This is a genomic window from Dictyobacter halimunensis (genome assembly GCF_036245075.1).
In genome coordinates, this window is the sequence record NZ_BSRI01000002.1 from 2,572,864 (window position 1) to 2,585,363 (window position 12,500).

Annotated in this window: 8 protein-coding genes and 1 pseudogene; all 9 read right to left on the reverse strand. The window is 58.1% G+C overall.

The features are described from left to right. Positions 1-13: 13 nt before the first annotated feature. The 9 genes and pseudogenes from purD to AABA21_RS24765 all read right to left on the reverse strand — a co-directional run bounded on the left by purD (position 14) and on the right by AABA21_RS24765 (position 11,863). On the reverse strand, positions 14-1,291 hold the full coding sequence (gene purD, locus AABA21_RS24725) for a phosphoribosylamine--glycine ligase (protein ID WP_338254382.1): 1,278 nt from the start codon (positions 1,289-1,291) through the stop codon (positions 14-16). Between the two features lie 72 nt (positions 1,292-1,363). After that, positions 1,364-2,860, reverse strand: a complete 1,497-nt coding sequence (gene purF / locus AABA21_RS24730; protein WP_338254384.1) for an amidophosphoribosyltransferase — start codon at positions 2,858-2,860, stop codon at positions 1,364-1,366. A 73-nt stretch (positions 2,861-2,933) separates the two neighbouring features. Continuing rightward, positions 2,934-3,698, reverse strand: coding sequence for a phosphoribosylaminoimidazolesuccinocarboxamide synthase (locus AABA21_RS24735; RefSeq protein ID WP_338254385.1), 765 nt, complete (start codon positions 3,696-3,698; stop codon positions 2,934-2,936). Between the two features lie 114 nt (positions 3,699-3,812). Further along, a complete protein-coding gene (purM, locus tag AABA21_RS24740) occupies positions 3,813-4,973 on the reverse strand; it encodes a phosphoribosylformylglycinamidine cyclo-ligase (RefSeq protein ID WP_338258470.1) in 1,161 nt (386 codons plus the stop codon). After that, positions 4,956-5,656, reverse strand: a pseudogene (gene purQ, locus AABA21_RS24745) (phosphoribosylformylglycinamidine synthase I); the annotation flags it as partial. The pseudogene purQ and the gene purM, both read right to left, overlap by 18 nt. After that, positions 5,656-8,739, reverse strand: coding sequence for a phosphoribosylformylglycinamidine synthase subunit PurL (gene purL, locus AABA21_RS24750; protein ID WP_338254387.1), 3,084 nt, complete (start codon positions 8,737-8,739; stop codon positions 5,656-5,658). The gene purL and the pseudogene purQ, both read right to left, overlap by 1 nt. A 114-nt stretch (positions 8,740-8,853) precedes the next feature. Continuing rightward, positions 8,854-9,687, reverse strand: coding sequence for an NUDIX domain-containing protein (locus tag AABA21_RS24755; RefSeq protein WP_338254389.1), 834 nt, complete (start codon positions 9,685-9,687; stop codon positions 8,854-8,856). An 11-nt stretch (positions 9,688-9,698) separates the two neighbouring features. Continuing rightward, positions 9,699-11,345: a glutamine-hydrolyzing GMP synthase gene (guaA, locus tag AABA21_RS24760; protein WP_338254391.1), complete on the reverse strand. Its 1,647-nt coding sequence runs from the start codon at positions 11,343-11,345 to the stop codon at positions 9,699-9,701. A gap of 158 nt (positions 11,346-11,503) precedes the next feature. Further along, the gene (locus tag AABA21_RS24765; RefSeq protein WP_338254392.1) at positions 11,504-11,863 is read right to left on the reverse strand and encodes a cupin domain-containing protein; all 360 of its coding nucleotides are present in this window, start codon (positions 11,861-11,863) and stop codon (positions 11,504-11,506) included. Positions 11,864-12,500 lie beyond the last annotated feature (637 nt).

Below are 12,500 nucleotides of genomic sequence, written 5' to 3' on the forward strand. Positions count from 1 at the left end.
CCCTTGTTATCCTCTAGTGTTTTATAGCTTCAAGCCCACGGTGGGCGATGTCTTTGCGATAGTGCATCCCCTCGAAGGAGATGTATCTGGCGGCGTCATAGACGCGATCGACGGCCTCCTGCAAGTTGTTGCCGCGCGCCACTACGCTCAAAACGCGGCCCCCGGCAGTAACCAGCTGATCATCTTTCAGAGCGGTTCCTGCGTGGAAGACCTGCACCCCCTCAAGTTTGTTGGCCTCCTCGATGCCTGTGATGGGAATACCGGAGCGGTAGCCGCCGGGATAGCCACCCGAGGCCAGGGTCAGGCTGACGGCCGAACCCGGATGCCAGAGCGCGTTTGGATCAACCTGGCGACCAGAGGCGAACTCGAGTACGTTCAGGATATCCTCTTTCAGCAGCAACATGAAGGCCTGCGTCTCGGGATCACCGAAGCGGGTGTTGTGTTCGATGACCTTCGGGCCGCTGGCCGTGAGCATGATGTTTGAGTAGAGGACGCCGGTGAAGTTGACGCCGGTCTGTTGCATGGCGTTGAGGGTGGCGGCGATCACTTCGTTATAGATGCGCTCGCTGGCGGCCGCGTCCACAAACGGCAGCGGGGTAAAGACACCCATACCACCGGTGTTTAGACCCTTGTCGTTGTCTAACGCCCGTTTGTGATCCTGGGACAGCGCCAGGGGCAGAAAACTGGTTCCGTTACAGATGGCGGTGGCACCGATCTCATCGCCCTCCAGGTAATCTTCGAGCACCACGATATCGCCGGCGGACCCAAAGACGCGATCGACCATCATCTGTTTCAGCGCCTCTTGCGCCGTCTCCATATCAAGGGCGACGATCGCCCCCTTGCCCGCCGCATTGCCATCCGCCTTCACAACGATGGGAGCACCATGCTGATCCAGGTATGCTCTGGCCTTCGTATAATCGTTAAAGGTCTGGTGCTGCGCCGTTGGAATTCCCGCCTGCGTCAGCAGCTCCTTGGTGAAGGCCTTGCTGCCCTCCAGGGCGGCTCCGGCCTTATCAGGACCAAAGACGTTGAGGCCGCGACGGCGGAATAGATCGACGATCCCTTCAATCAAAGGCGCTTCAGGACCCACCACGGTGAAATCGATCGCGTTATTCTCGGCGAATGAGGCCAGGTCATGCAACTGGTTGACACCCAGGGCGACGCGTTCCGCGTAGGGCGCCATCCCAGGATTGCCCGGGGCCGCATAGATCTTCGTGACGCGTGGGCTCTGCGCCAGTTTCCAGACCAGCGCATGCTCACGCGCCCCCGACCCAATCACTAATACACGCATAAAATATATCCCTCCAACATCAAGGTGGTCGTTGCCATGCCGAGACGGCATGGCAACGACCACCTTGATTGATTATTGTCCTTTTATCGCTGTATCCCGTGGGAAAAAAGTGGCCGGCTGAGCGCCATGGTTGGCCGCCGCAATGGGATCAAAGGGCCAGCCCTGCTTCTCCATGCAGCCATAGCAGAACTCCTTGTTCAAAAAGGCCAGGGCCTCTTTATCATCGGGATGCAGATTGGGGGTTTCAGCCGTCTGAATAGCTCGTCCCAGCCCCGACAGGCTGACGTAGCCCAGGCTATCGACCCCGATATAATCCGCCACTTCCTGCACGGTGCGCCCGGCGGCGATCAGTTCCTCTTCCTGGGGAATGTCGATGCCAAAGTAGCAGGGATGGCGCAGCGGCGGCGCGCTCGAGCGCAGGTGGATCTCTTTGACGCCACGATTGCGCAGCGCCGAGACCAGGCGCTTCATCGTGTTGCCGCGCACGATCGAGTCATCGACGATCACCAGGCGCTTCCCCTCAACTTTGGGCTGCACGAAGTTGAATTTCAGATCCACCTCAAGCTGGCGCAGACGCTGATCTGGTTTGATAAAGGTACGGTCGCTATAGCGATTCTTGATGATGGCCTGGCTGTAGGCGATCCCGGAGGCGTTGGCATAGCCGAGGGCGGCCGGTATCGACGAGTCGGGTACCGGCACGACCAGGTCGGCATCAACGGGATGTTCACGGGCCAGTTCACGGCCCAGAGCCTCGCGTACATTATAGATATAAGCGTCGTTGAGGCGGCTGGTGGCATCAGAAAAATAGATATGCTCAAAGACGCAGAGAGAGGTTTTCTGGGCTTTGACCAGCAGTTCTGAGTGCATGCCATCTTCGTCGAAGGTGATAAATTCGCCCGGCTCAACCTCGCGTATATAGGTCGCGCCCATGCGGTCGAGGGCGCAAGACTCGGAGGTGGCGATCCAGCTATTGCCGATGCGGCCAATGCACAGTGGACGCATGCCCCAGGGATCGCGCATCGCGTAGAGCTTGCCTTCGGCCAGTATCACCAGGCTGTAGGAGCCGCGCAAGGCGGGAAAGGTCTCGATCATGCGCTCGCGCAGGGTCTTGCCCTGGGCATAGAGCAGCATAAGCGCTAAGATTTCGCTCTCCGTGGTTGATCTCAATGTCTCTTTGGGAAAGAGGTCCCGTAACGTATTGCCATTGACGATATTGCCGTTGTGAGCCAGCGCGATCGTGTCGTATTGACCGCTACGCTCACCAACCACGAATGGGCCGGCATTCTCCACACAGCTTGAACCCGTGGTTGAATAGCGCACGTGCCCGATGCCACAGTAGGTCTCTGGCAGGCTCGTGCCTGAATCTTGAAAGACTTCGCGTACTTTTCCCATTCCAACGCGGTGGGCTACCTGGCCGTGGTCGTCGTAGACGGCCATGCCGGCGCTCTCCTGCCCTCGGTGTTGTAAGGCGGTTAATGCCAGGGTAATGTAACGCCGCACGTCGAGACTATCGTCGCCCTTCGGCATATAGATCCCTACTATTCCGCAAGCGTCGTGTAGTCGCTCCATACTCGGCTCCTCGTATTCTGCTTATGCAAGATATGTAACCCAATAATCATATGAGTCTGAGGTCTCTTTTATGTTAGTTGACCTTTAACTTCCCTGTCAGATCTGCCACCAGCGCATAGCGGTCCGCGATATCTTGCAGTGCCGCGGGCGTGATCTCCTGGAGATTGCGATAGACCTGTTTGTCGAGCATACGCGATTTGTCGCCACCGGGCCAGAGGCGCCAGCTGTCGTTGTCAATGACGTCGGCAACCATCAGCCCTCCCTGTGGGTCGCGGCCAAACTCGATCTTGAGATCGACGAGCGTGACATCGGCGCTGCGCCATGCGCGCTCCAACACGTCGAAGACGCGTCGTCCCTCGCGGGCCATCCAATCGATCTCATTGGCACTGGCTATGCCAGACGCGATGATATCGCTGGCTTCGATCTGTGGATCGTGGCGGGCATCATCCTTTAAGAAGGTTTCAATCAGGACAGGATCGAAGCGTGTCCCTTCGCTGACCTCGGGATGACGTTTGAGATATGATCCTGTGGCGATGCGGCGCTGCACATGCTCTATTGGTAGCATATCACAACGTTTGACCAGCAGGGTGGTATCGTCAACCTTCTTGACGAAGTGGGTAGCGATACCATTTTCATTGAGCAGACGAAAAACGTTGGCGGTCGTGATAGTGCTCAAACGCGATTTGCCCGCGATAACATTGCGGCGCGCGCCATCGCCGGCTGTAATCTGATCTTTGCCAACCATATAGACCAGGGTGTCGTCCTCAGGATAGGCATAGATCTTCTTGGTCTTGCCTTCGGTTAGCAAGGAACCAAAGAGAGCGTTACTATTGGTCATATTGGGATAATCCTTTCTCGAAAACCCTGACCTACTACTACGAATAGGAGCTACGTTGCATGAAGTTTTAAGTGTTTTGTCTCGCGCCGCCGCAGGCGGCGCGAGACAAAACACTTAAAACTTCATGCAGACCCCTTCGCCACGAGTGATGGTGCCGATGGTCCGTAGCTCTGGCAGGAGGCTGCGCGCCTCCAGCGCCGCTTTGGGCGCCAGCACGATGACCATGCCGATACCCATGTTAAAGGTGCGGTAGAGCTCTTCCTCTTCGATGTTGCCCAGGCGGGCGATCAGCTGGAAGAGCGCCGGCACGGTCCAGGTGTGCGTGTCTATGTTGGCCTGCATGCCAACCGGGAGGATGCGAGAAATGTTTCCTTTGAATCCACCACCGGTGATGTGCGCCACCCCTTTGATGTAGCGACCACGATCCGCCAGGTACTCTCGCAACAGTGTGATCTCGCGCAGGTAGCTGCGATGGGGGCGCAGCAGCGCGTCCGCCAGTGTTTCACCCAGCTCAGGCACAACCGTATCTAATGCATGGTTCGCGAAGACACGGCGGCCCAGGGAGTAGCCGTTGGTATGCAGTCCATTGGATGGGAGCCCCAGGATCACATCTCCTGCTTCGATGGTGCTACCGTTCTGGGCCTCGTCCTCTTCGACGACGCCAACGATGGTGCCGGCCAGATCAAAGGCGCCCGGAGCGTAGACGTCGGGCATCTCGGCGGTCTCGCCTCCCAACAGCGCGCAGCTCGCTTCCTGGCAGGCATTGGCGACGCCGCGCACAATGGTCGCGACCCGCTCGGGGTCCAGTTTATTGACGGCCAGGTAGTCCATGAAGAAGAGCGGCTTCGCCCCCTGGGCCAGCAGATCGTTGATCGAGTGATTGACGATGTCGAAGCCGATCGTGTCGTAGCGACCGGCCTGCGCTGCGAGCAGCGTCTTGGTCCCCACGCCGTCCGTTGAGGCGACCAGCGCGGGCTTTTCCATTTTGCGCAAGGCGCGGGCGCTGAAGACGCCGGCGAAGGCACCGACTCCGGCCAGTACGTTGGGACCCTGCGCGGCGCGCACCGCCTCTTTCATCAGGCGCACGGCTTTTTCACCAGCCTCGATATCTACTCCACTGGAGGCGTACGAGATGGCCTCCGGCTTTTCGCTGGCCCGCGCGGTGGATGTCTCTTCCTGTTGTAACAGCGTTTGCGCGTAGCTATAGGCGTTCTGGAAGATCAGCAGGCCGTCTCCTCGATCGTTGCTCTTGCCCCGGCGCTGTGGATGCTGCAGGGCGTTGACGTAGCGCTCGGGATGCGGCATCAGTCCAAAGACGTTGCCCTGCGCGTTGCAGACGCCGGCGACGTTACCAAGCGAGCCATTGGGATTGTCGGGATAGCTGACTTCCTGCCCGTCGCCGCTGCTGGCGTAGACCAGTGGTACCTGGCCGTGATCCTGCAGGCTGGCAAGGTCTCCGGCCAGCACAAATTGTCCCTCCCCATGGGCGACCGGCAGCTCGATGGCTCGTTCGATGTCTCGCGTGAAGATACAGGGACTTTTCTGCGCCGCCATGGTGACCCAGCGACACTCGAACTGGGCCAGTTCGTTTTCGGTCAGCGTGGCCCGTGGAGCGTCATCGGACTGGTTGCCGGGCAGTAATCCCAGCCTTACCAGTACCTGGAAGCCGTTACAGATACCGAGGACTGGGCGGCCCTCGGCGACAAATTGCCTGAGCTGCTCCCCCAGGTGCAGCTGCAGCTTTTGGCCAGCAATGTTCCGGCCCCCAGGTCGTCTCCATAGGAGAATCCGCCTGGGATGGCCAGGAAGTGGTACTCAAGCAGCTGCTCTGGCGACTTGATAAGCTGGTTGATATGTACGAGCTCGGTTTCAAAACCGACCAGCCGACAGGCCTGGGCCGTTTCGCGATCACAGTTGATGCCCGGGGCACGTAAGACCAATGCACGTAATGCGCCCATTATGCCCGTCCTCCCTTCCAGGATGTCTGCAGCTCGTCGATGCCAACGTTGAACAACTCTTCCTCTCCATTCTGAACGGTGAAGCGCGAGGTGTTATTGACACTACCAATACGGTAGAGTTCCTCTACCCCGTTGGCATGCATGTAGTTCTCAAATGCCCCCAGTTGTTCGGGTGTCACCTCTACCAGGAAGCGCGTTGCGGATTCACTGAAGAGCTTGGCGATGGCCACGGCGCTGCTTGAGAGCCCATCCGCGCTTTGCAGGCCGAAGCGATTGATGTGCAGGGTGGCTCCCCGCATTCCGGCCAGCGACATTTCCGCCGCCGCCACTGCCAGCCCCCCTTCAGATAGATCGTGGCAGCTGCGCACCAGCCCACGCTGAATCGCCGCTCCCAGTGTAGCCATGGTCTGCCGCGCATGCGCGATCCGAACCTGGGGCACCCTGGTGAGGGGGAAGAGCCGGGCGAAAGAATCGGTATCGATTAACTCTCCATAATGTGAGCCCGCCATCTCGTTGCGTGTTCCGCCTACCTGGTAGAGCAGGTTGCCTGGCGTCTTCAATGCCATATCCACGGTTGGAGTGACATCCTTTATGACGCTGACCGCTGAGATGACCAGCGTGGGAATGACGGGGAAGCGTTGTCCATCGGCCCTGTACTCATTGTTCAGACTATCTTTGCCTGAAATAAATGGGGTGCCGAAGCCGACCGCCGCGTCGTGGCAGCCTTTGACCGCTCGTACCAGCAGACCCAGTTGCTCTGGATCAGTAGGATTGCCCCAGCAGAAGTTGTCGAGGATCGCGGCGTGGGTGACGTCGCCTCCTACGGCGGTCAGGTTGCGCAGCGCCTCGTCTACCGCATTGACGGCCATATGATAGGGGTCAATCTTGCCATAGAGCGGGTTAACGCCGTTTGAGAGGACAACGCCAGCTTTCGAGTCTGGATCTTCCTCAATCAATGGCTGAAGGACCGCCGCGTCTCCTGGACCATTGCCCGCGCGTCCGACCAGCGGCTTGCGTACGGTGCCGCCCTGTACTTCGTGGTCGTAGCGCCGCACGACCTCTTCTTTGGAAGCGATCGAGGGATGACGCAACAGGGCTAGTAGTGTGGGGGCGAGCGAGCCTGTTACCCCCTGGGGTACGTGGCTCTCGTTATCAATACTGGTTTTGTCGGCTGCTCTATTTTCGGGCTGTTTCCATAACGCGTCCAGCGTTTTCCTTGGCAGACCATCATGGAGGAATTCCATGTCCATATCGGCCACGACCTGTCCATTGTAGGTCAGGGTCAGGCGGTGGTCGCCGGTGAAGGTGCCCAGGATACTGGCCTCGACCTCTTCAATGGCGCAGATCTCCAGCAGCTGATCAAGATGGGCCGGCGGGACGGCCAGCACCATGCGCTCCTGGGCCTCGGAGAGCCAGATTTCCCAGGGGGCCAGCCCCTGATATTTCAGTGGCGCCTTGCTGAGCTCGACGCGGGCCCCTGTTTTGGAGCCCATCTCGCCGATGGCCGATGAGAAGCCACCAGCTCCACAGTCCGTGATGGCGTGATACAGGCGGCGATCGCGTGCCTGGATGATGACGTCGGTAACCTTCTTCTCGGTGATGGGGGCGCCGATCTGCACGGCGGTCCCGGCCTGCGTATTGATCTCCAGGCTCATCTCGCCAGATGAGAAGGTTGCGCCATGCACGCCGTCACGGCCGGTACGCCCTCCCAGCGAAACGATCAGGTCGCCGGGCTCAACCGTGGTGGGATGGCTTCCGTGAGGAAGGATGCCCAGGCAGCCGCAGAAGACCAGCGGATTATATGTATAGCCGGGATGGTAAAGGATGGCTCCATTGACGGTTGGAATGCCCATCTTGTTACCGTAATCGCGGACACCATTGACGACACCACTGGCGATGCGCCGGGGCGTTAAAACACCAGCTGGGAGCTCGTCTGCTGGCGTGTCCAGCGGACCGAAGCAAAGAATATCGGTGCAGGCGATGGGCTGCGCCGAGACGCCTACGACGTCGCGAATGACGCCGCCGACGCCCGTGTTGGCGCCACCAAAGGGCTCGATGGCCGATGGATGGTTATGCGTCTCAACCTTAAAGGCCACATCCTGCGTATCGGTCAGCCGGATAATGCCGGCGTTATCGCTGAAGGCCGACACCAGCCAGTCCTGCTTGACCTTGTCGGTCGCGCTGACGATGTAGCGCTTGAGCAGTCCCTCGATGGTCTCGCTCTCGATTGTATGGCCCTGCGCATCTATCTCACGATACTGGACGGTGGCTTTAAATGTCTTATGGGAACAGTGCTCTGACCATGTCTGGGCCAGTGTCTCTAGCTCGACATCGGTTGGCTCGCGCCCCTGATCCCGGTAATGTCGTTGGATCGTGCGCATCTCCTCTAGATTGAGGGAGAGCAGACCCGCCCGACTGACCTCCATAAGCTGTTCATCGTTCATACCGGAGAGAAAAATAGTGCGTACCGCGTGCTGCGCGTGATCCGTACTGCTGATATCGGTTGTCTGGCCGTCCGCTTGTGCAGCAGTGACCGGCGGCAGGTCGTGGATCGGCTGGGCCGTCGTGGAACCCTGGAAGGGATCAAGCGTATAGTGCTGAATGACGGCGTTAAATAATAAGGACCGGGCGATGCTGTGGGCGTCTGCCTCGCTGAGGCGACCATCCAGCACATAGCGGCGGCCGGTTTCGACAGCTTCAATCCCCGTGATCCCCACCATCTGCGCGCCCGCCATCACGCTTTCCGCCAGTGTATCGGTGACACCGGCATGAAAAAACACATCGACAATGTGACCTGTCTCTGTGTTTCTGGTGGGCTGGCCCTCTGCTGTATATGTCGCCTCCTGTACGACTGGATCGACTAGCAACTGTTGTATCAGCTGATCAATCTGTTCGGTACTCAGGTCTCCTTGAATGCGATATAGCTGGGCTGTACGAAGCGTAGGTTGTGGGGTATCCGCGGATAGTTCCGCGAGGGACGGAAGATGCTTGGTTGGTAACTGTAATATTTCATGAACGAGCTGGTGCGCGTGAACGTCATGACGATCCGCGGCTGCTCGAACTTCTATTTGATATAGTGTCACGTTCCTCTGATCCTGGCTGGTGCCTCGATGTCTGATGAAGGACATCAGGTGACTGCTAGTAAATAGAATGACAGCGCTGGTCTCATCCAATGGGACAGGCTCATTGTAGCATCTTTATTTGCGAGATGGCAAATTACTAATTGATGAGGTAATGGCGTTGAGCCAATCGTCTCCATAGCACATCTGTCCATAGAGTAGCAGGTTCGGCTCACCGGTGGCCGAGATATTACCGTGGTGTTGCAGTATGAATTGAGCCAGACTGGCGGCATCGCCGGGGCAGGTGTGGAGGGTCTTTATCTCGCTGTCCTCGGGCTTGCGTTGCCTGACTTCTTCCAGGGAGATGTGCAGGCGCGTAAGAAAGCAGAGCTCAGGATGGGGCGTGACCACGTCGTAGACGAGTCCCAGGCAGAGCTGTTCGCTGATATCGTCCGCCCCGATGCCCGTCTCCTCGCGGATCTCACGCCGCATGGCGGCGAATGGATCGGGCTGCTGTGTTGTCGCGTCGATATCGATGTCGCGCTCGAAAAAGCCACCGATGACATGATAGCGGCCAACGTAGAGGTCCACCCCCTGGCGTTTATCCAGCAGGATGTGACCGTCGGCGGTCTCAACGACCGAGCAGACGGATAAGGGATTGCCCAGTTCTGCGCGTGCACGCCCGGCGGCGAATTCCTGGCTGCGCGTGACCACGTATTCTCTGTAACTGGTCTGGCCCAGTGTTAGATGCAGGGTCTGCTCGCTATCTTGCTGGACCGAGATGAGGCGATAGAGGGGAGAGTCGAAGAGCAGGCTGTTTTGTTGTTGGGCCCGGCGCAATTTTTCCTGCCAGAAGCGCTCCATCCATTCCTGCAGCTCGGATGGGAACCGCAGGAATTGATCAGGCTGGTATGAGATATGTAGATCCTGGGGCCGACAGCGGCCCCGTGCCAGAATTTCAAATTCGAGCATGTGATCCTCAGCTATTCCCATTCAATGGTTGCCGGCGGCTTGGACGTGATGTCGTAGACCACGCGATTGATCTCCGCCACCTCGTTGACCAGGCGATTGGAGATGCGGCCGAGCAGTTCGGGCGAGAGCCTGGCCCAGTCGGCGGTCATAAAGTCTCCGGTGGTAACGGCGCGTACAGCGACCAGGTTGGCGTAGGTACGATAATCGCCCATCACGCCCACGCTTTGAATGGGGGTAAGCACGGCGAAGGCCTGTCCCAGCTGACGATAAATGCCGGCCTTCTGAATCTCCTCGATCACGATCTTATCGGCGGCACGCAGCACATTGAGGCGCTGCTCATCCACGGCCCCGATGATGCGAATAGCCAGGCCGGGTCCCGGGAATGGATGGCGCCAGACCCAATCTTCAGGCAGGCCGAGCGCGGCCCCGATCTCGCGTACCTCATCCTTAAATAGCATGCGCAGCGGCTCGACCAGCTTCAGCTTCATCTCCTTCGGCAGGCCGCCTACGTTATGGTGCGACTTGATGCTCTTGGCGGTACTGGCCGTATCATGGCTCGTGCTCTCGATTACATCGGGGTAGAGTGTTCCCTGCGCCAGGAAGGCAATATTGCCCTGTTTTTCCGCCAGGCGTACAGCCTCATCTTCAAAGACACTGATGAACTCGCCGCCGATAATCTTGCGCTTCTGCTCTGGATCAACGACGTTGGCCAGGCGATCCAGGAAACGCTGGCGCGCATCCACCACCACCAGTGGAATGTGCATATGGTTGCCAAAGGTATCCACCACCTGTTCGCGCTCGCCGGCGCGCAGCAGCCCGGTATCTACGAAGATACAGGTCAATTGATCGCCGATGGCTTTATGAATGAGCAGCGCGGCCACCGCCGAATCGACGCCGCCGGAGAGGCCACAGATGACGCGCTCATCACCGACCTGCTGCCGAATCATCTCAACGGCCTCATCGATCACATGGCCGGGAGTCCAGTTGGCTTCGCAGCCGCAGACGCGGAAGAGGAAATTGCGAATGATCTCTTTTCCCTGCGGCGTATGGGTGACCTCGGGATGGAACTGCAGGCCGATGTAGCCCTGGGGGTGGCCGATGGCGGCCACCGGATTGCTCTCGGTATAGGCCAGGACGCGAAACCCCTCGGGCAACCTATCCACGCTATCACCATGGCTCATCCAGACCGGCAGGCGCAGCGATTGGCCCTCGGGTGTATCTAAATCATCGGTCTGCTGCGGTGAGGCTTTGAGACCCTCAAAAATACGGAAGCTCTCGCGATCAGCGGCGGCCTCGGTCAATACCTCGATGGTCGCGGGCCCGTATTCGCGCAATCCATTTGAGGGTGCCACATGTCCACCCAGGCTCTGGGCCAATAGCTGCATACCATAGCAAATGCCCAGCACCGGTAGTCCGCTCTTGAGAATAGCGGGATCGCACGAAGGGGCATCCACATCATACACGCTGGAAGGTCCACCAGAGAAGATAAAGCCTTTAATATCGAGGTGCTCATTCCTCTGTAGCTGTTCCAGGGTGGTATTGGCGGGAACAAGTTCACTATAGACATGGCATTCGCGAATACGACGCGTAATCAAGCGGCTATACTGGGAGCCGTAATCGAGAACAATGATGGCCTCACGGCGCTCTGGTGCGTGCATGGGTTTCTTTCCTACCTCTGGTTCATTTGAGTGGTGTGTTGATTTTAGAGTATATCACAGATGTCCCCATATGGTGGGTTTTATGCATTGATCCACCGATGAGAGGACTCAACCCCCATACATGTCGGCTCGCCCATAGGTGCCGGGCTCGCCCCGGCTTACACCGCGTAATTCGTGTTTTTTGCCAACGGCAGAACATGGCGTGCCGCCTCCATACATGTCACCCCTTTATCGCTCACCTGGGCGCTATGCCGCACCCCGGCTGGCAACACCATACAATCGCCCGGCTCCAGATCAACATAGACCGCGTTGCCGGCCGCATCCAACTGATCGGGCAGAATGAAGCGGATCGAGCCCCGTATACAATACAACACCTTCTCATAGCTATGGGTATGTGGAGAATAAACATCGCCAGGCCCATTGGACCAGGAATATGGCCTTAAACCCTGCTGCTGCATCTTTGCACGTATCTCCCGTTCCTGTGGAGAGCTTTGACCATGCCAGCGAATAATCTGCATCCCAATCTCCTCATAACAACACAATATTACAGGTCACCCTATTCATATCTTAATGCGATTTACAAGCCAACCCCCTCACCCTCGATGATTTTACGCCGCCCTGGTTGTGAGCCTGCCCCGACCTCATCACAAAGGCGGCAAGCCCTTGAAAGGAGGTGACGATCCCTTGTTTGTCCTATCGTGGCGCGAGGACAACAGGAAATCGGCCGCGAGGGCCGAACCTACGGAGCATCCCATCCGGAAATCGGCCGCGAGGGCCGAACCTACGGAGCATCCCATCCGGAAATCGGCCGCGAGGGCCGAACCTACGGAACGCCCCATTCGGAAATCGGCTGCGAGGGCCGAACCTATGGAGCGGGGATGCAAGGGGCGGCGAGCCCCTTGACTGGGGGTTTGGGGGCTGTGCCCCCAACTCCTCTTCTTTCCCTGCGGTGCCGCCCGAAGGGCGGCACCGCTCACCACCAAAAATCTCCTCTAAAAAGGTAAAAGAAGGGCGCCAGCTCTACAAAAAAGGTAGAAATTTGACTTTAGTATACCGACCTTCTGTGAAGAACATGTGAAAGGAACGCAAAAAATATGTTAACAAATTGCACTTGTGTACACCTTAACTATTGCTGTGGATGACGGAAAACTGTAC

Coding starts and splice junctions, on each gene's coding strand:
- purD (WP_338254382.1), bottom strand. CDS start 1,291: ATGCGTGTATTAGTGATTGGGTCGGGGGCGCGTGAGCATGCGCTGGTC.
- purF (WP_338254384.1), bottom strand. CDS start 2,860: ATGGAGCGACTACACGACGCTTGCGGAATAGTAGGGATCTATATGCCG.
- AABA21_RS24735 (WP_338254385.1), bottom strand. CDS start 3,698: ATGACCAATAGTAACGCTCTCTTTGGTTCCTTGCTAACCGAAGGCAAG.
- AABA21_RS24755 (WP_338254389.1), bottom strand. CDS start 9,687: ATGCTCGAATTTGAAATTCTGGCACGGGGCCGCTGTCGGCCCCAGGAT.
- guaA (WP_338254391.1), bottom strand. CDS start 11,345: ATGCACGCACCAGAGCGCCGTGAGGCCATCATTGTTCTCGATTACGGC.
- AABA21_RS24765 (WP_338254392.1), bottom strand. CDS start 11,863: ATGCAGATTATTCGCTGGCATGGTCAAAGCTCTCCACAGGAACGGGAG.